Origin of the sequence: Vibrio sp. Vb1127, assembly GCF_033338735.1 — a bacterium.
GTDB classification, from domain to species: Bacteria; Pseudomonadota; Gammaproteobacteria; order Enterobacterales; family Vibrionaceae; genus Vibrio; species Vibrio alginolyticus.
Genome location: NZ_JAWOTF010000012.1, coordinates 86005 through 110980, shown reverse-complemented (window position 1 = coordinate 110980; position 24976 = coordinate 86005). Strand labels below are relative to the sequence as shown.

The following is a 24976-nucleotide window of genomic DNA, read 5'->3' as shown; positions in this document are numbered from 1 at the left end:
AAGCCAGTGTGAGTTACTGGCTTCTATCGAGAGTAAATAATGAATCAAGAAAACCTGTTTGGTGCTGAAAACGAAAAAAAAGACTCTGGGCCAGTAGATTGCCTGGGGATGACTTTTGAGAGTGATGAAGCTCGACGTACTCATTTCATCGAACAACTGCGTGAGAAATTAAAAGATCCAGAATTTAGATCGATTGAAGGCTTTCCTATTGGAACCGATGAAGCCATTTTGGAGCTTTCTGATCCACCATATTATACGGTATGCCCGAATCCATGGATGGATGAACTTGTTAAGCAGTGGGAATCCGAGAAAGTTATAACTGATGAAGAGTATCACCGTGAGCCTGTTTCGGTGGATGTATCTGTTGGTAAGACAGACCCTCTATACATGGCTCACTCATACCATACAAAAGTACCACATAAAGCGATAGTTCCCTCAATCCTGCATTACACAAAACCAGGCGATATTGTGTTAGATGGTTTTTCTGGTTCAGGTATGACCGGGGTAGCGGCCCAGTGGTGTCAAAAACCAACAGCTGAATTTAAAAACGAGATAGAGAAGCAAAATGTGCAGGAGGGGCGAGAACTTCCGGAATGGGGAGCTAGAAAAGTAGTTCTCAATGATTTGTCTCCTGCAGCTAGTTTTATAGGTGCAAACTATAATACTCCGTTTAACACCAATGAATTTTTTCAAGCAGGGATAGACTTGTTAGATGAGGTTGGAAGAGAACTGGGTTGGATGTACACGACATTACACTCTGATGGTGAGACGGAAGTTCCTATCGAGTACACTGTTTGGAGCCAGGTGTTTTCATGCTCGCATTGCGCTGCTGAAATAAACTTTTTCAAAGAAGCTCTCGATCACGAAAATAAACTTGTTAAAAGTGAATTTAATTGCCCTTCTTGTAGTGCGAGCTTAAATAAGAAGTCACTAAATAAAGTTTTAGTTTCCAAGTTTGACTTAGAGATTAATGATAATGTTGAAGTGATAAAAAGAGAACCGGTCTTAATTTGTTATAAGTTAGGTAAGTCGAGAGTAGAAAAAGAACCAGACGAGAATGATCTTCGTATTTTGAAGTTAATAGAAAATACCAGAATTGAAAGTGATTTCCCGAAACATATTTTACCTGTAATGCATATGACTCATGAAAGAGCGAGAATGGATTACTCAGGGATTACTCATGTACACCATTTTTTTGAAAAAAGAGCACTGATAAGCCTTTCACTTTTATGGAGTAAAGCAAATGCTTATCCATCAGATAGAATTAGAAGCTTTTTATTATATTGGTTAGATCAATCTATTTGGGGGTTTTCTCTTTTGAATAGATATCGTTTGAGAGCTTATTCGCACGTCAATCAGTATTTAACAGGGGTCTATTACGTTCCTTCCCAAAACGCAGAACCATCACCTAGATATAACTTGGAGAATAAGTTAAAAAGGTTAAGTAAGGTATTTAGTGATTTCAAGCCTAAGTACAATAATGCTGTAGTTTCATGTGGTAGCGTTACGAGTTTAGGTGTCAGTGATTCTTCAATAGACTACATATTTACCGATCCACCGTTTGGGGAAAATATATATTATTCAGATTTGAATTACCTTGTTGAGTCATGGCATAAAGTAACGACTAATGCTCAAAAAGAGGCAATAGTCGATCGTTGCAGAAAAAAAGAAATATCTGATTATCAAAGATTAATGGCATTAGCTTTCAAGGAATACTATAGAGTATTGAAAGAAGGACATTGGATGACTGTTGTGTTTTCAAATAGCAAAGCGGCTGTATGGAATGCAATTCAGGTTGCTTTACAGCAAGCTGGCTTTGTCGTTGCAGAGGTAACCGCCTTGGATAAAAAGCAAGGTAGTTACAGGCAGGTTACTTCAACAACTGCAGTTAAACAAGATCTCGTTATTTCAGCATATAAACCGACGAGCGATTTAGAAAAAAGGTTTTGTGTATCCGATGGTAGCGAAGTCGCAGTGTGGGATTTTGTAAAAGCTCATTTAGAGTTTTTGCCTATAGTGAAGACTCAGAGTGGTGAGATTTCTTTTATGCCTGAGCGTTCTGCTAAAGTACTGTTTGATAGAACCGTTGCTTGGTTTATTAAGCATAATAAGCTAGTTCCAATTTCGGCTTCAGAATTTCATCAAAGGTTATCTGTAGATTATGTTGAAAGGGATGGAATGTTCTTTTTAGCTGACCAAGTTTCGGTTTACGATAAGAAACGAAGCAATACCAATAGCCCGACTCAGTTAAGTATACTAATTGAGGATGAAATTAGTACAATTGAATGGCTTAAGCAAATGCTAAAGTTTAAACCTATGACTCAGCAGGATATTCAGCCTATTTTCTTACGTGAAATTACATCCTGGAACAAAAATGAACAGTTGCTAGAGTTGAGAGAGATACTAGAACATAACTTCCTCAAATATGATGGTATGGATGAAGTTCCATCTCAGATCCATACTTATCTGTCTACTAACTTCAAGGATATGCGTGGCTTAGATAAGAGCGATCCTAAACTTGTTGCGAAAGCTAAAGACCGTTGGTTCGTACCAGATCCAAACAAAGCTGCGGATTTAGAGAAAGTTCGCTTCCGAGCACTGCTCAAAGAGTTTGAAACCTACAAAGAATCTAAGAAAAAAATCAAGCAACCACGTGCTGAAGCACTACGAGCTGGTTTTAATACTGCTTGGGAAGCTCAAGACTTCCAAACCATTTTGGATATCTCAGCAAAAATTCCACCCGCGGTTCTCCAGGAAGATGAGAAGCTGTTGATGTTCTACGATAACGCATTAACACTAACCTCTACCGAGGATGATGAGTGGTAATGGCAACACTTTTAAATGTCGGTGATTGGGCTTGGAGTCAGGCCCATCAACAATATGTAAAAGTGATAGAAAGCTCTGGCCTTTGGGGCCAGAGCTTTTATCGTGTTTGGCTCCAACAACAAGATAGCGTTGTAAAAGTTTCTTCGGATGATTTGTCTAAAACTTCTATGGATAAATCGCCTAGCCCACATTTTTTCTCTTACATTGGTATCGCAGCCAAAATTGCGAATGCTCAAAAAGAGGATATTCTGCTTGCTCCTGTAGAATCAAATGTCATTCCATTGCCTCACCAATTGAAAGCACTCGACAAAGCGATGTCGCGCAAGCAAGTGCGTTATCTATTTGCTGACGAAGTAGGGCTTGGTAAAACCATCGAGGCTGGCTTGGTTATGCGAGAGCTTAAGCTAAGAGGTATGGCTAAACGAATCTTAGTGTGTGCACCTAAAGGCTTGGTAAGCCAATGGGTGAGTGAGATGAGTACTCACTTTGGGGAATCATTTCATCTGCTCATCCCCGGGGAGAATAAACCTGTCGATGAAAATGACAATGTTTGGCTTCGGCATGATTTGGTTGTTTGTCCGGTTGATAGCATAAAGCCAATTGAGAGCAGAAAAGGCTGGTCGGTTAAGCAAGTTCATGAGTACAACAAGCATAGGTTCGATGATCTGTTGTCTGCTGGTTGGGATTTAATTGTCATTGATGAAGCGCATCGATTAGGTGGCAGTACAGAGTTCGTTGCTCGTTATAAGTTAGGGCAAGGCTTAGCCGAAGCGTCACCCTATTTATTGCTGCTGTCGGCAACTCCTCACCAAGGCAAGAGTGACGCTTTTCACAGACTTATGGCCTTACTTGATAAAGAGGCTTTTCCTGATGTTTCGAGTGTTACGAAAGAACGTGTTCAGCCCTATGTCGTAAGAACTGAAAAGCGAATATCAATAGACGGAACAGGTAAGCCATTATTTAAGCCTAGAAAGACAGAGCTAATTCCTGTGGCCTGGAAAAGTAAACATGCTTTACAGAGACACTTGTACGAAGAAGTTACTGAGTATGTAAAAGAAGGCTATAACCAAGCAAAAGCTCAAAAACAAAACGCTATTGGCTTTTTGATGATCTTGATGCAGCGCCTTGTTAGCTCGAGTAGTGCAGCAATTGCAATGACATTGTCTAGGCGATTACAGTCACTCGAGAATACTGTTATTGAAGATGAGCTTCCGCTAGCTTTTGCCGATGACTGGGCGGACCTTGATGGCCAAGCGCAATTAGATGAGTTGATTGCAACAAGCAAGCAAGCGTTGGCAGACGAGAAAGCTGATGTACAGCGTTTGTTGAATATTGCTAATGAATGCGTCGCCAAAGAAAGTGATACTAAAGCAGAAGCACTGATTGACTGGCTCTATCAACTTCAACAAGAAGAGCAAGATCCTGAACTAAAAATGTTGGTCTTTACTGAGTTTGTGCCAACGCAGCAGATGCTAACGAAGTTCTTTACCGATAGGGGGATCAGTGTTGTCACGCTTAATGGCTCTATGGATATGCATGAGCGGAAAAGAGCACAGACTTCGTTTGCTGGTGATACGCGAATTTTGATCTCTACTGACGCGGGTGGTGAAGGTTTAAACCTTCAATTTTGTCACGTCATTGTAAACTACGATATGCCTTGGAACCCGATGAGAATGGAGCAGCGCATTGGACGTGTTGATCGTATTGGCCAGCCCCATCTCGTGCGAGCTCTAAACTTTGTACTGGAAGACTCTGTAGAGCATAGAGTGCGAGATGTGCTGGAATCGAAGCTTCAAGTCATCTTAGATGAATTCGGAGTAGATAAAACCAGTGACGTACTTGACTCAGCCGAGGCAAATCATCTCTTTGATGAGCTCTTTATGGAATCCATATCGAACCCGGCAACGATGGATCAGGAATTAGCGAAAGCCTTGAAAGTGATTCAGGGTGGAGCTCGAGATAAACGTTCTCAAGACGGTTTGTTTTCAGATGGTAAGTCGCTAAATCCAAGTGATTATCAGAAAGTTATTGATCACCCTTTGCCGTATTGGGTTGAGCAGATGGTGAGTCAGTTTCTAAGTTTCAAGAGCTCTCAAGGTGCGGATGCGTCATTTACTCGTGCTGAGAATGGATCGATATGTGTTAAATGGCCAGATGGCGCTAACTGGGAAGACATTACTTTTATTGGTAAGGAAGCACAGAAAACACCAGGGTTAAAGCACATTACTCTTGAAAACCCAAAGGTGAGAGGCTTGAGCACACACTTACCAATTTGGAGCGAAGTCCAAAATATACCTCTTGTGCGAGTTTCTTCCCTGCCTTCCGGTGTGACCGGTTATTGGTCCCTATGGAGTGTTCGATTTTCTGGTCAGGATGAACGTCAATTGCAGTATTTGCCAATCTATATAAATACAGCAGGCCAGTATTTCTCTACCGCATCTAATCGAGTGTGGGATGCAATATGTTCAGATATTCTCGAGTCCGACTTAAGCTCAAATCCAGAACCTGAAAAAGCATATCAATTGCTTAGAGAGTCTGCTGAGGTCCAAGGCAAAATTTTGTTTGATTCCATGCTAGCTGAGCATTTGAACGAACTAGAACTTAGCGTTGAGAAAGGAGAGTATTCCTTCAAAGCCAGAAGAAATGCGATTGAACGAATAGGTCTGCCAGAAGTTAAGAGCTATAGAATGCGTCAGTTGGATATTGAATACAGTCAATGGAAGGTTGATATTGATGCAAAGCGTGAGATATACCCTGAGTTAAACCTTCATCTAGTGTTTGAAATTAAAGGATAGATATGAACTGGCAAGAGAAGCTTACTAGTCAGATGGCTTTGACAGAGCCTGTTCACTATATTGTTAACGACCCTGATAATTTATGTTTTGAACCCGCAATAGCTGACCTAATCGAACAGGCGGGAGCTGTACTTTTCTCGGATACTGATCCTCTGGCACTAAGGTTATGTTTTGAAGAATGGCTTGATAGTGATGAGTGCAGTGCTCTATTAATTAGGGTTGTCGATGAACAGCCTAGTATTCCTTATGATATTGAATTTTCAGCTAAGCGTGTTGATTTTGATATTAGTGAAGTGATACCAGAGTTGGATGCATCAGTACTGAGAGCTTTATCGCCTAAAGATTATGAGCAACTGCAGTCTGCAGTGAAGAGCTATGGTGCGGATAAACTAAACCGAAATGCTAGTTTGGATTTTGTCTTACGACATATCTACAAAATTGCTCCGGAGATTATTCAATCTGAGACAGATTTAGTTCGATTGCTCATTCGAAAGCATTACCTTGGTATCGAGATGCCTCTGGTCTTTGAAGAGAGGCTAATTGAAACTCTCCAAGTTCGTGAGCAGTTTAGTCGTTGGGATTTCTCAAGGGTTGTGTCTGATAGAACAGAGTTCTTCGCGTTTCTTCAACAGCAGTGGTTGCTTCACTTGCAGCGAAAAGCCCAGCGGTATGAAATTAAGGAATCGTCATGGCCTGCCGATGAGCTTGTAGTTCCCTTTGACGACCAAGATATTAAAGTATTTGTTGATAATCTATTTGCCGACGGGATTCTCCAAGCCGTAGATTTTGACGGCTTAGGAAAAGATGATTGGGAATGGGTTGGAGTTATCGCGGATGACGAGTCTAGAGATCTATTACGAGTAAGGCAGCTACTTAATAAGCTTTCGAATCAATTCATCGTGCAGGATTTGCCGCTACCTGAAGGTTCAGAGCAGTGGGAAGAGATCGCACTAGAACTTGGTGTACTGAATTCCTTATCTCACCCTTTGAAAGGCACAGATAGTTATGCTCTGAACGCTGAGATCGCTAACTTAAACGCTAAAGTAGATGATTACTTTGAAACGTGGTTGCAAGCGAACTTTGGCAAGCTGATAAACACGCCGACAGCCCGCTTCCCTAAGATGCTGCATAAAATACCGGAATGGTTGAGCCGTAAAGTCTGTGATGGACAAAAGGTGTGTCTACTGGTGATGGATGGCATGGGGTTTCAACAGTGGAATTACGTTAAAGAGCACATTATTGATATACCTGACGTCCGAGTTGAGGAGAGAGGCGTTTTTTCATGGGTTCCAACTATTACCTCCATAGCAAGGCAAGCTTTATTCTCAGGCAAACAGCCACGTTCGTTTCCTGATTCATGGCATACAACCGCGAAAGAGAAAGCACTTTGGCAGGCGTTTTGGGAAGATCAAGGGTTGAGTAAGAGCGAAGTAACTTATGCAGTTAAAGTTGAGAATAGTAAAGACTTAGAATCATTCAAAGATCGCTTCTATTCACCCAAGCTAAAGGTTGCAGGCTTTGTTATCAATTATATCGATGAGCAAATGCATGGTATTAAAGCTGGGATGGCGCCGCTTAATGCTGTAGTGGATATATGGCTTGATCAATGGCAATTTTCTTCAAAGATAGAGGCTTTACTGGATTCTGGTTTTGAAGTGGTGATTACGGCTGATCATGGTAACCAAGAAGCCATAGGTCAAAGCTGGCCCAATGAAGGTGTTAAAGCAGAGACGAAAGGTGAAAGAGTGAGACTGTATAAAAATACAGTTGAATATTCGAATGATAAGGCAGACGTGCTAGAATGGCCAGCTAAGAAATTTGGACTACCATCAGATTTATATCCGCTTGTGAGTAGAGGTCGTCATGCGTTCGTCCAGAAAGGCAAACAGATTGTCGGGCATGGCGGGATTAGCTTACATGAGGTGGTTGTCCCATTAGCTATTGTTACGAGAGAGCAGCATGTCAAAGAGAGTCAACTTTAGTCGTCATATCGAGGTTCAATGGTTAGATTCCGTTGCGGTTTGGGTCGCCGAGGGAAAACAAAAAAAAGAACTCGATGAACAGATTGATTTGATGCTTGAGCCTTCGGTCACGTGCAAAGTAAATAGAGGGAAAACTCGAAATCAGCTGACTAAGTTATGGTCCCCTAAATCTGATGATGTTACTGAAAGCTTTACTCAGTTTGCCATTGAAGCCGTGCTTGGTAGTGAACGTCCAGACTTTGCATTGCATTGGGGAATGTTAGTTGCTAAAAACAACTTTTTTGCTGATGTAGTAAGATTCATCGGGCGACGTGAAAAACACGCTGAGGTGTTCACCTATGCTCAAGTTCAAAAGCACATTGTTGAACTGTACGGGGATACCGAGACGGTCAAACGTGGTCTTCGTTCTGTGTTAAAAACACTGGTTGATTTTAGGGTTCTTGAGCGTCAAACGAATAGGACGTACAAAGCGCATAAGCTCGAACATAAAGTAGAAAGTAAGTATAAGAGCTGGCTTCTGCAATCTCTGATGTATAACCAAAGGTATCGAAGTCGTTCTCTTGCAGATATGCTTGATGATCTAGTTTGGTTTCCATTTGTATTCTCAGTATCAGTCAATGAGCTTGAGACAACTTGGTTTGATCTTCACCAACAAGGAAACGACCTTGTTTTATTTAAAAAGTAGAGAGAGTTGTATTGAAAGTTTCAATTGGTTTTAATCGTCACTTAGAGCCTGATTGGCTAGCACAGACGGCATCTTGGGTCGCTAATGGTATAGAAGGGCAGGCGTTGAAAGACCGGATTGATTCCATGCTTGAACCTGCATTTACCAGTAAAGTTGCAAAAGATAAAACTCGGAATTTGTTATTTGGAATTTGGAACAAGCTACCTAAGCATATCTCAGAAAGATTTCAATTGAGAGGGGCTAACTTGTTAATGGAGCATAGTGAGCAACACTTGGTGTTTCATTGGGGCATGATGCTGTCGAAGTATCCGTTTTTTGCCTTTGTTGTAGGTCAGATTGGTAAGTTGACTAAGCTTAACGATACCTTTATATACTCTCAGCTTGAAGATCGTGTAACGGAGCAATACGGCGATACATCTACAATAAAACGTAGTATGCAGTTTGTTGTAAGAACTCTTATGAACCTTGAAGTACTTAAAAATCCAAAGCAGGGTGTTTATGAGCTAAATACGGCAGTATCTATTGAACAACCAGAGGTAAAAGGTTGGCTAGTAGAAGCAATAATGCATTCAAACCAAAGCTCTAGTAGGAGTCTATCAAGTATAAATGACGATACGGTTTGGTTTCCATTTAAGCTGTTTTTTGATTTATCAGATGTGCAAACTAACAAAGAACTAGAAGCACATCTTCAATCGTCGGACACGGTTGTTTTTCTTTAGTCTTAATAACTACAACCAATGTTTCGGGATTTTTAACTCGAAGCTCTTCGCTGCATACTCAAGCATCGTGATGATCTCACGGTGCTTTTTTTCATCATAGGGCTGACCGTTTTGCTTTTGCTGAACAATGACTTTGAGCTCTACGAGGTTAAACATGCCCAGCTTGTAGAAGTTTCCCCAACTTGGTATTCCAAATAAGTTGTATATTGTCTCTGTACTGTCACGCTCACTGGCAAGGCGTTTGGGCTCATCAATTTTGGCAAGTGCTGCTTCGCCTTCTTCTTTTGTATCGTAGGTGTTTAGTTGTTTCATTAGATTACCTGATCAGGAAGCTTTACGACATGTTAATGGTTTTAAACCACATCTCAATGTTAATTAGAGTTGATGACAGTTCAACAAAGATTTCATGGATATATATAACCAAATGACATCAACTACCATGAAGGTGAATATATGCAAGAACTACCAACACGATTGATTCGCTTAAAAGAAGTCATCGCTATGACTGGGCTTTCAAGAGCCAGTGTCTACCGGTTCATCAGCGAAGATAGGTTTCCCACTCAGATCTCTTTGGGCTATCGATGTGTAGCATGGGTGGAAAGCGAAGTACAGCAATGGATCGATCATCGAGTTCAAGAAAGTCGACGCGAGTAATGAAGATTAGATGGAGCTAACCAACCAGGTTAGCTCTTTTTTTATTTTTACATTTTACCCAACCGAGCGAAGTGCGCGAGTTCCAGTAATAGAGAGGTTCCCTTGCGATGCCTCTGTTATATGATTGCTCCACCACGCCATTAACTTCTTACGTCTATCGAGATATTCAGCTCTGTTGTATGCTTTACGAACTTCATTCGAGTCAATATGGGAAAGTGCTGCCTCAATAACATCAGAATCAAACCCTTGCTCATTGAGCGTCGTACTTGCTAAAGCTCGGAGTCCATGTGCAACTAACCTTCCTTTGTAGTTCATACGCTTCAATGCCATATTTGCTGTCTGGGGGTTGATATGTGTTTTGGGGTTTCTATCTGAAGGAAAGATGAACTCTCGGTGCCCACTGATTGGTTTCATAACGTCTAGTAAGTTCAGAGTTTGCTCTGTGAGCGGTATCACGTGCTCTTTGCGCATTTTCATACGCTCAGCAGGAATTACCCAGCACTTGTTGTCTAGGTCAATCTCACTCCATTTCGCGCCTGCAGCTTCATTTGGGCGTGACATAGTGTGTAGTTGCCATTCAATAAGGCATCTTGTTGTAAGTTTGATATTGGCTTGATTAATCGCGAGCACTAAATCTGGAAGCTCTTCTGGTTTTAGTGTCGGCATATGCTTCTTCTTGGGAGCTTCGAATGCTGCTTTTATGCCGGTTAGACGGTTTGTATCCACCAGCCCTGTATTGAGCGCAAAGGTCATAATTTCATTGAGGCGTTGAGAAAGTCTCTTGATAGTTTCTAAATTACCTTTGTGAGCGAGAGGTTTCATTGTATCGATAGCATGCTGAGGGCGTAGTTTTGATACTGGATACTCACCAAGTGTCGGGAATATATGAAGCTTTAATGAGCTCCAAATATCATCGGCATAGTTGGGTGTTACTTTTTTTCTTTTTATTTCAAACCAATCTTTAGCGACAAGTTCGAGTGTTGCACTACGCTGGCCTTGCTGTTCTAAAGCGATTTGTTCTCGGTGTTCTTTTGGATCGATATTATCTGATAGTAGTTTTCGTGATTGCGCCCTAAGTTCGCGAGCTTCAGCGAGAGAGACTTCGGGGTAGCTACCGAAGCTAAGAGTGGTACGTTTTTTTGTGTAAGGTCGATAGTAATCAAAAAGCCACAGCTTTGAAGAGTTTGGCTTTATGCGAAGAACAAGTCCTTGTCCATCACGCAGGTCATATACCTTCTCGCTTGCCTTAGCCTGTTTAATTTCTGTGTTGGTAAGAGGTTTGGTTGTTCTTGCCATAGCAGTACCAAAATTAGCATTATCGAATCGGTACTGCTAAGCGTACTGCTAAAAAAATGAGCTGTCCAGGAGGAGACTGGACTAGTGTGGACGCTAACTTATTGATTTGAATTTATTTAGGCAATAAAAAGACGTCCAGAGACGTCTTTTTCATTGAATTGGTGGAGCTGGCGGGAGTTGAACCCGCGTCCGAAAACCGTTCATCATTGGTACTACATGCTTAGTCGATCTTTAATTTCGCCACCCACCTGCGAACCGACACGCTAATGAATGACTAGCCTGAATTAAAATTCGCCGTTCATCTCTCAGGCGGGAGAATCCGGGCTAGCGCGTTTGGGTTTGATCCCTCGTTGTTCCCCGTCTTACGTGCGGAAGCTAGGGCGAGAGAGCTCTTAGCAGGTTATTAAGCTGCTAGTGCGTAGTTTTCGTCGTTTGCGACTATTTTTTTGCGGTTTGTTAACGAGGCCTACCGCACCTCGGCATGCACCTCAGACTTCTGAATTCCCGTCGAATCCTAAATCAGCCCCAGGTAATATTCGCATAGTAACAGAAAAGCATTGGCTGTCCAGTACTATGCGTTTAAGTGGTCAAGATTAACGCAGCGCGCTCTTCATTACGCGTGCTTTTTCTCTTGCCCAGTCTTTTTCTTTTAGATCCGTACGTTTATCGTGCAGCTTTTTACCTTTTGCTACGCCAATTTTTAGTTTCACCCAAGAGCGAGACCAGTACAGTGAGAGGGCCGTTAATGTCATACCTTCACGGTTTACACGTCCGAATAGGTTATCCAGCTCACGACGACTCATTAGTAGTTTACGCACACGTGTAGGGTTCGCCACAACGTGTGTCGATGCCTGATTTAAAGGAGTGATTGTCATGCCACTCACAAAGGCTTCACCGTCACGCATAAATACGTAACTTTCAGAAATATTGGCTTTACCTTGGCGAAGGGCTTTCACTTCCCAACCTTGGAGCTCCAAGCCAGCTTCGATTTCATCATCGATGAAATACTCGTGGCGAGCTTTTTTATTCAGCGCGATAGTATTGCTACCCGCTTTTTGTTTCGTTTTTTTCTTTGCCATAATAGCGTCATTATACGGGTTGGATATCGGATAGGAAATCCTTTTATTTGCGCAATCGTGGAATAAAAGTAAAATTGGCGAGTAGCTTTAAATCTGTACATGTATCGATAGGAGTATGTATGAAGCAAGTCAGCCGTTCTGCGCTTGTGTCTTTTAGCGCCGAACAGATGTTCAATCTGGTTAATGATGTTGCTAAATACCCTGAATTTCTGCCTGGTTGCTCGGGCTCTAGAATCATTGAGTCTTCGGGGAATGGTATGGTGGCTTCTGTCGATGTGGCGAAGGCTGGAATCAGCAAAACGTTTACGACTTCAAATGAGTTGATCCCCGGTCAGGCAATTATGATGAACTTGGTGGATGGCCCGTTTAAGACGTTGCGTGGTGGTTGGATTTTTACCGCGCTAGATGAGCAAGCTTGCAAGGTTGAACTAAAGCTTGAGTTTGAATTCTCAAGTAAAATGATTGAGATGGCCTTCGGTAAGATTTTTAACGAGCTTACTAGTAATATGGTAAATGCATTTACTAAACGCGCAAAACAGGTCTACGAGTGTTATGAGTATTGAGTCAGATATGATTCACGTTGAGGTTGTCTATGCTCTTCCTCATGAACAGCGTGTATTTAACTTAGTGGTAAATAATCACGCAACGGTAGAAGAGATCATTAGACAATCCGGTGTATTGGAGTTGTACCCTGAAATTGATTTGTCCAAGAACAAAGTGGGTGTGTTTAGTCGTAACGTGAAGTTGGATGCGACCGTTCGAGATCGAGATCGAATAGAGATTTATCGTCCGTTACTTGCCGATCCGAAAGAGATTCGCCGTAAGCGGGCGGAGCAGGCTAAAACCGAGGGGAGTGCAGACCCAGTCACCGGTGGCAAGCCTAGTTCTGTACGTAAAAATAAGCAGGATTAATATTAACCCAATAGCTCATGTGAGTTACTCAAAGTTTGACTAACATGATTTCTATATAATAAAAAACCTCCCAAACGGGAGGTTTTTTTGCAAAAGTCAGTTTACTGAATTTGCTCGTAAAATGCGTCACTTTTTGGAAAGTCACCACTGATGTCTGCGAGCGTGCCTTGGTCATTAAAGTTTACAATCAGATCTTTCTGTACTGGTTCGCCATGACCAGGAGTATGATGATAGATGTAATACCAAGTGTTTGGATAGCCGTTTTCAATAAGCATTGGCGACCCTAATACGAAGCGAACCTGTGCTTTAGTCATCCCAAACTTTAATTTATCAACCGCACTTTGTTCTACATAGTTGCCTTGGTTGATATCAATACGATAAACCAGTCTTTCCAATACCGAACATCCTGTCAGCAATGTCATTGCTAATGGTACGGCAACTAACCACTTCTTTAATTGCATAATAATTTCTTAGTAACCTTTAAAATACTGCGCTGATAATAAACAAGCTCGACGCAGATGTAAAAAGCTATGCGTCGGATGGTAGACAATCTGACAACGAATTTTGAGTTGAGTTGCATTTATTCACCGATATTAGACGGTAAATGTCACCACATGACGTATTAGTTAGGTGACGAAGAGCAAATTTCAATCGGAAGTAGGGTGATGGACGCTTTCAGCGGTGAGCCAAGCCTAGTGACTCGTTAGTCGGTTTTGGCGAATTCGCGTAATGCATCACCTGAAAAACGATAATACTCTTTTTCATGAATTAGTGTTGCACCAATTGAGCGGTAAAACTGACCTGCGGTAGGGTTACTACTTTCAGCTGTCCAGTCCAACCTTTGGCATCCACACTTGATCGCCAAAGATGCCAGATACTTCATTAACTTGAGACCAACCCCTTTTCCTCGAACCTTCGAAGATACGAACAGATCTTTTAAGTACATCTGCCCTGAGAGCTTTGGGGCAGGGAACATGACGGTATAAGATGCAAAGCCTACGACGTCATCATTATCGTAAACCGCAATGATATTAACACCAGAATGTTCAGAGAAGACTTGGCTCTTTAGATAATGGACCAGATCGTGTTTTGATGAAGCTTTTTCTTTGAAGTAGTAATGTTCTAACTCAATAAAAATAGGGATGAGATCTAAGCAGTTGGTTTTGTGTATTGCTCTGATATCCATATCTCATCCCTTGTCGATTTATTAAGCGGCGATAAGCAGTTCTTTTGCGTTTGCCAACGTTGAGTCGGTTATTTGACTACCACCAAGTAAGCGAGCTAATTCTGCCACACGTTGTTGTTCATCTAATGCGTGCATTTGGGTTTCGGTTTGGCCTGCTTTGGTTTGCTTAGCAACAAACATTTGTTGATGGCCGCATCCGGCAACTTGAGGGAGGTGAGTGACACACAATACTTGAGTAGATTCGCCAAGCTTGCGTAGCATTTTGCCCACTACGGCAGCTGTTGGGCCACTAATACCTACGTCCACTTCATCGAAGATTAAACTTGGTGTATCTACTTTCTGAGCGGTGATCACTTGGATAGCTAGAGAGATACGTGATAGCTCACCGCCTGACGCAACTTTTGCTATAGGTTGCAATGGTTGTCCCGGGTTGGTCGATACTAAGAAGCACACGCTGTCCATGCCAAGCGGCGATGGGTGCGTGTTGTCATTGCTAACTTCGATACTGAATACTGCTTTCTCCATGCTCAATTCGTGCATGCTTTGTGTGATCAGTTTGTTCAGTTCTTTTGCGTAACGGCTGCGTGATTTGTGCAGTTTTTCTGCTTGTGTTAGAAAGCTTTGGTACTTGTGTTCTACTTCTTGAGCAAGTTCATCTAAACGTTCATCGGAGCAATCTAACGCTTCTACTTGGGCCAGAAGATCTTGATGATGCTGGTAGAGTTCTTCTGGCATTACGTGGTGTTTACGAGCTACAGACATCACTTTAGAAAAACGTTCTTCTACATAAGCCATACGAGCTGGATCAACATCGATGCCATCTAAGTAGCTGCGTAATTCATTCTTCGTTTCTTCAAGTTGAATCATCGCTTCTGACAGCATGTTAGGTAGCTCAGATAGCTTTTCATCTAATTCGGCTAATTGAATTAGGGAGTGATTGGCCGATTGCAAAATACCAAGCGCATTGACTTCTTCACCTTCGTAAATAAGTTCGATGGCTTGCTGACAGGTAGTGGCGAGTTCACCACTGTTGGATAGTCGTTTATGCTCTTGCTCGAGCTCTGCAAATTCTTCTTCACCTAGCGATAACTCATTCAGTTCTTTGATTTGGTATTCAAGCAACTGTTTTTGCGCCTGGTTTTGCTGGCTATTTTCTTTTAGCTGCTTGAGGTTATTATCCGCCTGACGCCAATGCTGGTAAGCACTTCGTGTGCTTTTTAGTAGGTTTAAATGCCCAGCATATTGGTCGAGCATGGCCATTTGGTGCTCACTTTTCATCAATTGATGATGAGCGTGCTGCCCATGGATATTGATAAGTAGTTGCCCTAGAGATTTGAGTTGTGATAGTGGAACAGGGCTGCCATTAATGAAGGCTCTTGAGCGGCCTTCTTTTGTGATAATACGACGCAAAATACACTCACTGCCATCTAGCAGATCGTTATCTTCTAACCAACGTGTTGCATGTAAGTTGTTGTCCAATAAAAAAGCGGCGCTAACTTCGGTTTTCTCTTCACCTTGTCGCACCATGCCGGCATCGGCTCGTCCGCCTAAGCAGAGCCCTAAAGCATCGATAGCAATGGATTTACCCGCGCCTGTTTCACCTGTAATGGTGGTCATGCCCTTAGAAAGCTCGAGTTGTAAAGACTTAACAATCGCAAAATTATTAACACTTAGATGAGCCAGCATTTTATTTACCTGTATAACTGAACAATACTGTATAAGAGAACAGTATATACTGTTTCTTTATACAGTAAAGTCAGGTGAGGAAAATTTTCTTTGTAGGCTGTTTTTTTGTGATGAAGTGGGAAAAATGAGCCGATGTGATTACAACGACTCATTAAAATTGAACAGGTTACGGACGAGTTGGGTTAATCGTTAGTGGTTCTAGTGTGACGACTGCATTCACACCTGCACCTGGGTGATCCACGTATGAAGTGTCTTGCATTAGAGTGTAGTAAACGTCGACGAAGTCATCATCATTCGTGAGTACACCATCGGGGATAGTGTCGATGATCTTGTTCGTGATTTGCGGAATAATCGCGTAAGCCTGAACTTCTGGATCTGGAATCGCTTTCAATACTTCTTCGGCAACTTGAACAAGGAGTTTTGCTAATTGTTTATAGTCTGTGCCGTCATCTTGCTCCATGAGCACAATGTCTGCCGCACCCCAGCGGTAACGAGACCAGTGAATAATGATCTGATTTGGATAGTAATCTTGGTTATCGTAGTCTAAGTATGGAAGCTCCACCAAATCGAGAGTAGGTTCATCACGACTTGGATTGACGCCCGTTACGATAGCGTAGATTTCTGCCTTGCCAGAGATCCAAGGTTCTTTGTCATCGGCTAGACGGATCTTTTTCAACTGCGTGGTTTGAATTGGAGCCGCTTCGCCCACTGCGCTACTTGACAATAGCGGTGTATTTTGGCGTTGTTCATCAGCAATATATGGTTGAACTAAAGCTGGTTGACCGAGTTTTTTCATCTCAGCTTGCATAGCTTGCAAGCCTGCTTTTAGCTCTGCAGAGCTATTGTTATCAACGACAAGTACAGGTACCTCAGGGAGCTGGTAAACATCGAGTTGATGGATGTTGCCATAAACATCAAATGCTTCGATGTATTGCCAATTCTCATCATCACCACTTGGTTCAAATGCAAATAATGGCTCGACCTCGCCACTTTGCCATGCTGTTATCATGGCTTCATTTGCCAAGCGAACTTCTAACAACTGATCAGAGTATTCAGAAATACCTTTCCAGCTACGAATTTGAGTGTCAGCTTGTACAAGCTGGCGGCTGAACTCTGAGTTAGGGTTTTGCTTAACAAATGCTGATACAGACACGTTAGTCTGTTGCGGAGTAATATCTCTTCTCAGCATGGGTTCAATGGCAGCATAATTCTCACTCAATTGTTGAGCTAGGGCCCGTTTCGTCTTAGTGATATCTTCCGCTTTTGCATTGGACACACTGTTGACTTGCGTTTCCTCTGATTGGCAGCCAATAAGTGCTAATGTACTGAGAACAGATAGAATGATGGTTTTCTTCATAATATGTCCTTTATTGATTGTATGAAATAGAGTTAATACTCTATTCATGGTGAGAATATCACCGGACATAGATCATTGAATTTGCTTTTCTATCTTTTGTGTAAAGTTTGCCCACAGGATCAAAATTTATAAGCTTCTCTTTAATGATGACAAATATCGTGTCGCCTCACTACTTTGTGTCTATTTCTTGTCTAAGAAAGCCAAAAGCCAGTAGCAATTGAGCTGCTGGCTTTTTTATTGAAGTTATTACCCTGAGTAACAAGTGTTAGAACAATTTACTAGACCAGCCAAGCTTATTCCGTAAGACGTGATAGTAGCTGTAGTCTTTTGGATGGATGAGCTTTAGTACATTTGGACTTTGATAGATGTGAATTTCGTCGCCAGGGGTAACTGGAAGTGAGACTTGTCCATCACAGCTAACTTCTTGTGTTCCACGGTTTTCTGGTGATACCACCAATTTAATTCGACGTTTTCCATCAACCACCAAAGGTCGACTCGACAATGTATGCGGGAACATTGGCACGAGTGAAATGGCATTCAAGCTAGGAGAAAGAATTGGGCCGCCGCCAGAAAGTGAATATGCCGTCGAGCCAGTCGGAGTGGAGACAATCAAACCGTCGGCCCGTAAAGAGAAGGCGAAGCTTTCATCTATGTACACTTCAAATTCAATCATATGGGCAATTTGCCCTGGGTGAAGTACGGCTTCGTTTAGCGCAGCGTTATGACTCTTTATTTGTCCGTGGCGGTGTACTTCCGCCTCTAAAAGAAAACGCTCCTCTTCAATATACTCACCGTCGAGTACCGCTTGCAGAGACGCTTGGAAGTCGTCTGGGTTCAAGTCAGTTAAGAAGCCCAGATTTCCACGGTTCACGCCTATAACTGGTACATCAAATCGGGATAAAATTCTTGCTGCACCTAGCATGTTGCCATCGCCACCAACCACAATGGCTAGATCGGCATTTTTTCCTAGTTCAACTAAGCTAGCAAACTGACTCTGTGGGATATCATCCAGTATTGCGGCAAGGCGATCGTCAATGAATACTTTATAGCCCTCAGAGGTCAACCATTGGTACAACTCTTTATGAGTTTGAATTGCTTGTTGATCTCTTGGTTTTCCGATAATCGCGATCACGTTACATGGATTTTTCATAGCATTTCCGCATTAAAGAGGCTTGAATCAGGAATCTTCATCCCCATAATAATGGCAAGTCACCTAAATATGCGAATTTTTATGTGGTTAAAGCCCGCAAAAACGCGCATGGCTTTAAGGGCATTATGTTGAATTCTGGAGATATCATGAGCAACGAAGAAAACAAAGTTACAGAAGAAGAGCTTGATCAAATCATCGAAGAGGCTGAAAAAGTAGAAGCTGAAGCACAAGAAGTTGAAGCTGAGCTTGAAGAGCTTGGTGATGAGACAGACGCTAAGATTGCTCAACTAGAAGCGGCACTATTGTCTAGCGAGGCAAAAGTAAAAGAGCAACAAGATGCGGTGTTGCGTTCTAAAGCTGAAGTAGAAAACATGCGTCGTCGTACTGAGCAAGAGATCGATAAAGCACGTAAGTTTGCGTTGAACAAGTTTGCAGAAGAGCTGCTTCCTGTTATTGATAACCTAGAGCGTGCAATTCAAGCGGCAGATACAGAGAATGAAACTGTGAAGCCGTTCCTAGAAGGCGTTGAACTAACACATAAAACGTTTGTAGACGTTGTAGCGAAATTTGGCTTGAAAGCAATCAACCCTGAAGGTGAAGCATTCAATCCAGAGTTCCATCAAGCGATGTCGATTCAGGAGAGCCCTGATCATGAATCAAACACTGTTATGTTTGTTATGCAAAAAGGTTACGAACTAAACGGCCGTGTGATTCGTCCGGCAATGGTAATGGTTGCTAAGTAACTTTAACTACCTGTTTTTTAAATATAAAAGCGCCCATCATTTTTGATGGGCGCTTTTTTGTTTTAAACATAAATGACTGCATCGAACTTCGTTGTATATCGATAAATGAAAATTTGATCCCCTTCATATTTTTTCCTATTGGTTAATTATTTTCCTATAGGAGATTTTCTCTCATCTCGCTGCGTGTTTATTAACGGAAAGGGCTATAAGTGATTGTAATCATTCGTTGTGTGAATGTTTGTTCTGCATAGGAATGTAAATATAGTCATTTTTTCTAAAACAATGTCGTTAACAAAAATGTAAATTATCACTTTATTTTGTAACTTCGGTGTGTATGATTTGCGACTAATGCTTTAAAAGTAAGCATATATAACTACAAAAATGTAAATAGTAAACACAACATATCGGAGATTTATAATGGATAAATCGCTTTCTAGTAAGATTTTTATAGGCTTGTTTGCCGGCCTTGTGCTGGGGACAGCAATTCAGTACTTATTTAGCGGTATTGCGATTTTTGATGCGTACCTACTTGGAGCAGCAGAAGGTGTTGGCGGCATGTTCGTCTCACTGATCAAATTGCTTGTTGTTCCTTTAGTTTACGTTTCAATCGTATGCGGCATTGTTGACTTGAAAGACATCAGTGCATTTGGTCGTCTTGGTGGAAAAACTTTTACCCTTTACATTCTTAACACCATCATTGCGATTACGGCGGCTTTGACTGTCGGCTTGATCTTCCAGCCAGGAGCGGGCGCTAATCTAGCAGGAACGGTATCTGAGGCTGTACAGCTGACAACGACAGAGACGCCGGACATTTTCTCTTTAGTTGTTAACATTGTTCCTAGCAACCCTGTACAAGCGTTTGCTAGCGGTGACATGCTGCAAATCATCTTTATGGCAATTTTGACGGGGCTTGCAATTCAAGCTTTGGATTCTCGTGGTGGCCCAGCTATTCGCACATTCAAAATGGCAAATGAAATCATGATGAAATTGGTTGGATTAGTGATGAGTCTTGCACCATATGGTGTATTCGCACTAATGATTCAACTAGGTGCAACGCTAAACGCCAATACATTAATGTCCGTTGCCGGTTACGTGGCTTTGGTGGTTGCGATGTTGGTGTTCTGGATCTTCTTCTTCTACCCAATGGCAGTGAGTATTGCGACAGGAACTTCTCCAAAGACTTTCCTACGTGCAACTCGTGAGCAGATTCTTTTCTCTCTATCTACCGCGAGCTCAAACGCGACTATCCCGGTAACGATGCGCACACTGACAGAAAAGCTTCAGGTCTCTAAATCGGTTGCTGGCTTCGGTGTACCACTGGGCGCAACGATGAATATGTCTGGTGTTTCTATCTATATTGCTCTAGCAACGATGTTTGTTGCGAACGCTTTTGGCCAGCCAATTAACACCGCAGACATCTTCACACTTGGCTTAACTATTCTTCTGTTATCTATTGGTGCTGGCGGTGTTCCTGGGGGCGGCGTGGTAATGGTAGGCGTTTTGCTTCACCAACTAGGTTTACCACCTGAAGGTTTAGCAATCATTGCAGCGGTCGACCGTATTAATGATATGTTCTGTACATCATCTAACGTTGTCGGCGACACGGCAGTGAACACCATTGTTGCAAAAACAGAAGGTGAGATCGGTAAAGAAGAAGGGGTTGATGCTGAGCCTGCTCAAGCGAACGCCTAATACCTTGAATAATTTATTTTAACCCTAATATTGAAGCGAGCTCTTATGAGCTCGTTTTTTATTTAGGAAGAGTCGGACATAAATAAATTTATCTGGGAAATGACGTTTTGTTGCGCTACAGCAGTGTGACGAGTTCCCAACTAATCAGAAAGAAACACATAAATTTCGAAAAAAGACGCTTTTTTTTAATTCTGCCCTTGAAAAGCATTTTGCCGCCCTTATCTATGTGGCATAGAGAAGCAAACATTGATTATTTTTGTTTGTGAGCAAGGGTTGAAACCCGATTCTCCTCCCCCCACATTGGGGTTATAACCAAACGAAAATAGAATTTATTCGGAGATAGCCAGATGGGTAAAATCATTGGTATTGACTTAGGTACTACTAACTCATGTGTTGCTGTATTAGACGGCGACAAACCACGTGTAATTGAAAACGCAGAGGGCGAACGTACTACTGCATCGGTTATTGCTTACACTGACGGTGAGACGCTAGTAGGTCAACCAGCGAAACGTCAAGCAGTAACTAACCCAGAAAACACGCTATTTGCAATTAAGCGTCTAATCGGTCGTCGTTTTGAAGACGAAGAAGTTCAGCGTGACATCGAAATCATGCCTTACAAAATCGTTAAGGCTGACAACGGTGATGCTTGGGTAGAAGCGAAAGGCCAAAAAATGGCAGCTCCTCAGGTTTCTGCTGAAGTTCTTAAGAAAATGAAGAAAACTGCTGAAGACTTCCTTGGTGAGGAAGTAACTGGCGCAGTTATCACAGTACCTGCTTACTTTAACGATGCTCAGCGTCAAGCGACAAAAGATGCTGGCCGTATCGCAGGTCTAGAAGTTAAACGTATCATCAACGAACCAACAGCAGCTGCGCTAGCTTACGGTCTTGATAAGAAAGGCGGCGATCGCACTATCGCGGTATACGACCTTGGTGGTGGTACATTCGATATTTCAATCATCGAAATCGATGAAGTTGAAGGCGAGAAAACATTCGAAGTTCTAGCAACTAACGGTGATACTCACCTAGGTGGTGAAGACTTTGATAACCGTCTAATCAACTACTTGGTTGATGAGTTCAACAAAGAGCAAGGCATCAACCTTAAGAACGACCCACTAGCAATGCAGCGTGTTAAAGAAGCAGCAGAGAAAGCGAAAATCGAGCTTTCTTCTACTTCTCAAACAGACGTAAACCTACCTTACGTTACTGCAGATGCAACTGGTCCTAAGCACATGAACATTAAAGTGACTCGTGCAAAACTAGAATCTCTAGTTGAAGACCTAGTACAACGCTCTCTTGAACCATTAAAAGTAGCTCTAGCTGACGCTGACCTATCAGTAAACGACATCACTGACGTAATCCTAGTTGGTGGTCAGACTCGTATGCCAATGGTTCAAGCGAAAGTTGCTGAGTTCTTTGGTAAAGAAGCGCGCCGTGACGTAAACCCTGACGAAGCAGTAGCAATGGGTGCTGCAGTTCAAGGTGGTGTACTTGCTGGTGACGTTAAAGACGTACTACTACTAGACGTAACTCCACTGTCTCTAGGTATCGAGACAATGGGTGGCGTGATGACTAAGTTAGTTGAGAAGAACACAACTATCCCAACTAAAGCGAACCAAGTTTTCTCTACAGCGGAAGACAACCAGAGCGCGGTAACTATCCACGTTCTACAAGGTGAGCGTAAGCAAGCGATGTACAACAAGTCTCTAGGCCAATTTAACCTAGAAGGCATCCAGCCTGCACCACGTGGTATGCCACAAATCGAGGTTACGTTTGACCTTGATGCGGACGGTATCCTACACGTATCTGCGAAAGACAAGCAGACTGGTAAAGAGCAGAAGATCACTATCCAAGCTTCTGGCGGTCTAAGCGATGAAGACATCGAGAAAATGGTTCAAGAAGCAGAAGCTAACAAAGAAGCGGACAAGAAGTTCGAAGAGCTAGCGACTGCACGTAACCAAGCTGACCAAATGATTCACGGTACTCGCAAGCAAGTAGAAGAAGCTGGTGAAGCGCTACCTGCAGAAGAGAAAGAGAAGATTGAAGCAGCAATTTCTGAGCTAGAAACAGCACGTAAAGGCGAAGACAAAGATGCTATCGATGCTAAAGTTCAAGCACTAATGACTGCTTCTCAAAAGCTGATGGAAATCGCTCAACAACAAGCTCAAGCGCAGCAAGCACAAGGTGCTGACGCAGGTGCACAGTCTAAAGAAGACGACGTTGTAGATGCTGAGTTCGAAGAAGTTAAAGACGACAAGAAATAATATTTCTTAACCAGATGGCTGCATAGCCATCTGGGGTCGATAAGACTTCGTGTGCGGGCGTTTGGGGCAACTCTTACGCCCGTCTGTTTGTAAACGCTGTCTTTCTAGTTAAGTATGTTGCAGACAAGTGCACTTACCTAGAACGATACAAACACCAAGCGGTGAATCGATGCCGTTTGTAGTAATTAACTGGTGACGAAGAACATGTCAAAACGTGATTTTTACGAAGTATTAGGCGTAAGCCGTGATGCCTCAGAGCGCGATATCAAAAAGGCGTATAAGCGTCTAGCGATGAAATTCCACCCAGACCGAAACCAGGGTGATGATTCTGCGGCGGACAAGTTTAAAGAAGTAAAAGAAGCGTACGAAGTTCTGACCGACCCTCAAAAGAAAGCGGCGTACGACCAATACGGTCATGCTGCTTTTGAACAAGGCGGCGGTGGTTTCGGTGGCGGCGGCTTTGGCGGCGGCGGTGCTGATTTCGGCGACATCTTTGGCGATGTATTCGGTGACATCTTTGGTGGTGGTCGTCGTGGCGGTGGTGGCCACCGTGCCCAGCGAGGTGCTGACCTACGTTACAACATGGAATTAACGCTAGAAGAAGCAGTTCGTGGTGTAACGAAAGAGATCGAAGTACCGACACTAGTACACTGTGATACCTGTGATGGTAGTGGCGCGAAGAAAGGTTCATCTGCTGAAACATGTGGTACCTGTCATGGTCATGGTCAAGTACAGATGCGACAAGGCTTCTTCGCAGTGCAACAAACCTGTCCTACCTGTCACGGTAAAGGTAAAATCATTAAAGACCCTTGTAATGAGTGTCATGGTCAAGGTCGTAAGCAGAAAACAAAAACACTTAACGTTAAGATCCCAGCAGGTGTTGATACTGGCGACCGTATTCGTCTATCTGGCGAAGGTGAAGCGGGAGAAATGGGGGCGCCTGCTGGCGACTTATATGTACAAGTGCACGTGAAAGAGCACCATATCTTCGAGCGTGATGGCAACAACCTATACTGTGAAGTGCCAGTAAGCTTTGCGATGGCGGCTCTAGGTGGTGAAGTTGAAGTGCCAACTCTAGATGGTCGCGTAAGCCTAAAAGTACCTTCAGAAACGCAAACAGGTCGTATGTTCCGCATGCGTGGTAAAGGTGTGAAAGGCGTTCGCGGTGGCGGTGTTGGTGATCTTATTGTGAAGTTGGTTGTTGAAACACCAGTAAACCTAAGCTCACGCCAAAAAGAACTGCTCAAAGAGTTTGAAGAGTCTTGTGGTGGTGAAGCGGCGACAAAGCACAAGCCTAAATCAGAAGGCTTTTTCAACGGTGTGAAAAAGTTCTTTGATGATTTAACCAGCTAAGACGTTAGTGAAAAGCACAAATACAAAGGCCTGCTAAAATGCAGGCCTTTTTGCATCTCGGTGTTCTTGCTAGTTCCAGCAATCACTTGGTTCTTCGACATTTGTTGACGTTAAAGTAATCGTTTTAGAACCAGTCAAGCACTCGTCGTCATCTTGTCCCAGAGCCGATTTTGCTGTTGCTGTAATGGTATAGGCCGTACTTGCAGAGCTCGCAATATCGAAAGAAAATCTATTTGTGTCTGAGTCACATAGAGTGCATGTGCCTCCAGAGAGAATATGACTCCAGTCGTACCCACCATCATAAGATGTCTCTAGCTCTAGCTGAATTCGACTAAGATCGCTCAAGGCAACCGTCCTATGAGACTTGATTACATGATTAGTGTAAGAGGGGTAGGCGACCGCAGCAATGATCCCGACAATCACGACAGCTATCAGTAATTCGATCAATGTCATCCCTCTCAATCCTTTTTTGTAGCCGTTACAACGAGAAATTCGAATCATCACGAGTAGTTTCCTTTTCACTTTTCCGCCTATTTTTGGCAGGTGATAGCATCTGTGCAAGATGAATTACGGCCCTTTTGCCGTTTACATAGGAATTTG

At 42.7% G+C, this 24976-nt stretch carries 21 protein-coding genes and 1 other RNA gene; 12 read left to right on the top strand and 10 right to left on the bottom strand.

Annotated features, from left to right (window positions below; translation table 11 throughout):
• Positions 1-39: 39 nt before the first annotated feature.
• The 5 genes from R7H07_RS16465 to R7H07_RS16445 are packed head-to-tail and all read left to right on the top strand — an operon-like array spanning position 40 to position 9007.
• Positions 40-2826: a DNA methyltransferase gene (locus R7H07_RS16465; protein ID WP_206959703.1), complete on the top strand. Its 2787-nt coding sequence runs from the start codon at positions 40-42 to the stop codon at positions 2824-2826.
• Positions 2826-5621, top strand: a complete 2796-nt coding sequence (locus tag R7H07_RS16460; RefSeq protein WP_206959700.1) for a DEAD/DEAH box helicase — start codon at positions 2826-2828, stop codon at positions 5619-5621. Before R7H07_RS16465 ends, R7H07_RS16460 begins: the two co-directional genes overlap by 1 nt.
• Before the next feature lie 2 nt (positions 5622-5623).
• Positions 5624-7603: a BREX-3 system phosphatase PglZ gene (gene pglZ / locus R7H07_RS16455; protein WP_206959693.1), complete on the top strand. Its 1980-nt coding sequence runs from the start codon at positions 5624-5626 to the stop codon at positions 7601-7603.
• On the top strand, positions 7581-8288 hold the full coding sequence (locus R7H07_RS16450) for a hypothetical protein (protein WP_206959686.1): 708 nt from the start codon (positions 7581-7583) through the stop codon (positions 8286-8288). Before pglZ ends, R7H07_RS16450 begins: the two co-directional genes overlap by 23 nt.
• 11 nt (positions 8289-8299) lie before the next feature.
• Positions 8300-9007 (top strand): hypothetical protein, encoded by a 708-nt coding sequence (locus tag R7H07_RS16445; RefSeq protein WP_140338391.1) that lies wholly within the window; start codon positions 8300-8302, stop codon positions 9005-9007.
• A 9-nt stretch (positions 9008-9016) separates the two neighbouring features.
• On the opposite strand, the gene R7H07_RS16440 is transcribed toward R7H07_RS16445, so the two are convergent.
• Entirely contained in the window at positions 9017-9319 is a 303-nt protein-coding gene (locus R7H07_RS16440) for a hypothetical protein (protein ID WP_069513737.1), read from the bottom strand.
• A 141-nt stretch (positions 9320-9460) separates the two neighbouring features.
• On the opposite strand from R7H07_RS16440, the gene R7H07_RS16435 reads away from it, so the two are divergent.
• Positions 9461-9661 (top strand): helix-turn-helix transcriptional regulator, encoded by a 201-nt coding sequence (locus R7H07_RS16435; RefSeq protein WP_206959684.1) that lies wholly within the window; start codon positions 9461-9463, stop codon positions 9659-9661.
• Positions 9662-9715: 54 nt separating this feature from the next.
• Here the strand turns inward: R7H07_RS16435 and R7H07_RS16430 are convergent, their stop codons facing one another.
• The 3 genes from R7H07_RS16430 to smpB form a co-directional block, all read right to left on the bottom strand.
• Positions 9716-10957, bottom strand: a complete 1242-nt coding sequence (locus R7H07_RS16430; protein WP_206959683.1) for an integrase domain-containing protein — start codon at positions 10955-10957, stop codon at positions 9716-9718.
• A gap of 159 nt (positions 10958-11116) precedes the next feature.
• Positions 11117-11484, bottom strand: a transfer-messenger RNA (tmRNA) gene (gene ssrA / locus R7H07_RS16425).
• Between the two features lie 66 nt (positions 11485-11550).
• Positions 11551-12036 carry an SsrA-binding protein SmpB gene (smpB, locus tag R7H07_RS16420; protein WP_005381642.1) on the bottom strand — a complete coding sequence of 162 codons (486 nt, stop codon included), beginning with the start codon at positions 12034-12036 and terminating at the stop codon, positions 11551-11553.
• Between the two features lie 119 nt (positions 12037-12155).
• Between smpB and R7H07_RS16415 the strand changes: the two genes are divergently transcribed.
• Both R7H07_RS16415 and R7H07_RS16410 read left to right on the top strand, forming a co-directional pair.
• Positions 12156-12599 (top strand): SRPBCC family protein, encoded by a 444-nt coding sequence (locus R7H07_RS16415; RefSeq protein WP_005381641.1) that lies wholly within the window; start codon positions 12156-12158, stop codon positions 12597-12599.
• Positions 12589-12948: an RnfH family protein gene (locus R7H07_RS16410; RefSeq protein WP_025768875.1), complete on the top strand. Its 360-nt coding sequence runs from the start codon at positions 12589-12591 to the stop codon at positions 12946-12948. Before R7H07_RS16415 ends, R7H07_RS16410 begins: the two co-directional genes overlap by 11 nt.
• A 101-nt stretch (positions 12949-13049) precedes the next feature.
• Here R7H07_RS16410 and bamE read toward each other — a convergent pair whose 3' ends face one another.
• From bamE to nadK, 5 genes are all read right to left on the bottom strand, one after another.
• The gene (bamE, locus tag R7H07_RS16405; protein WP_017820585.1) at positions 13050-13409 is read right to left on the bottom strand and encodes an outer membrane protein assembly factor BamE; all 360 of its coding nucleotides are present in this window, start codon (positions 13407-13409) and stop codon (positions 13050-13052) included.
• A gap of 242 nt (positions 13410-13651) precedes the next feature.
• Positions 13652-14134, bottom strand: coding sequence for a GNAT family N-acetyltransferase (locus R7H07_RS16400; RefSeq protein WP_005381636.1), 483 nt, complete (start codon positions 14132-14134; stop codon positions 13652-13654).
• A gap of 21 nt (positions 14135-14155) precedes the next feature.
• Complete coding sequence (recN, locus tag R7H07_RS16395) at positions 14156-15820, bottom strand: DNA repair protein RecN (RefSeq protein ID WP_005383750.1); 1665 nt, start codon at positions 15818-15820, stop codon at positions 14156-14158.
• A 166-nt stretch (positions 15821-15986) separates the two neighbouring features.
• Positions 15987-17177, bottom strand: coding sequence for a DUF3103 domain-containing protein (locus R7H07_RS16390; RefSeq protein WP_005383752.1), 1191 nt, complete (start codon positions 17175-17177; stop codon positions 15987-15989).
• A gap of 265 nt (positions 17178-17442) precedes the next feature.
• Positions 17443-18327, bottom strand: coding sequence for an NAD(+) kinase (gene nadK / locus R7H07_RS16385; protein WP_005381631.1), 885 nt, complete (start codon positions 18325-18327; stop codon positions 17443-17445).
• 146 nt (positions 18328-18473) lie between these two features.
• Between nadK and grpE the strand changes: the two genes are divergently transcribed.
• From grpE to dnaJ, 4 genes are all read left to right on the top strand, one after another.
• On the top strand, positions 18474-19070 hold the full coding sequence (gene grpE / locus R7H07_RS16380) for a nucleotide exchange factor GrpE (RefSeq protein ID WP_021034134.1): 597 nt from the start codon (positions 18474-18476) through the stop codon (positions 19068-19070).
• 417 nt (positions 19071-19487) lie between these two features.
• Positions 19488-20762, top strand: a complete 1275-nt coding sequence (locus R7H07_RS16375; RefSeq protein ID WP_206959682.1) for a dicarboxylate/amino acid:cation symporter — start codon at positions 19488-19490, stop codon at positions 20760-20762.
• Positions 20763-21109: 347 nt separating this feature from the next.
• A complete protein-coding gene (gene dnaK, locus R7H07_RS16370) occupies positions 21110-23023 on the top strand; it encodes a molecular chaperone DnaK (protein ID WP_149192387.1) in 1914 nt (637 codons plus the stop codon).
• A 204-nt stretch (positions 23024-23227) separates the two neighbouring features.
• The gene (dnaJ, locus tag R7H07_RS16365; RefSeq protein ID WP_005381620.1) at positions 23228-24376 is read left to right on the top strand and encodes a molecular chaperone DnaJ; all 1149 of its coding nucleotides are present in this window, start codon (positions 23228-23230) and stop codon (positions 24374-24376) included.
• A 69-nt stretch (positions 24377-24445) separates the two neighbouring features.
• On the opposite strand, the gene R7H07_RS16360 is transcribed toward dnaJ, so the two are convergent.
• Positions 24446-24877: a type IV pilin protein gene (locus tag R7H07_RS16360; RefSeq protein ID WP_033905821.1), complete on the bottom strand. Its 432-nt coding sequence runs from the start codon at positions 24875-24877 to the stop codon at positions 24446-24448.
• Positions 24878-24976 lie beyond the last annotated feature (99 nt).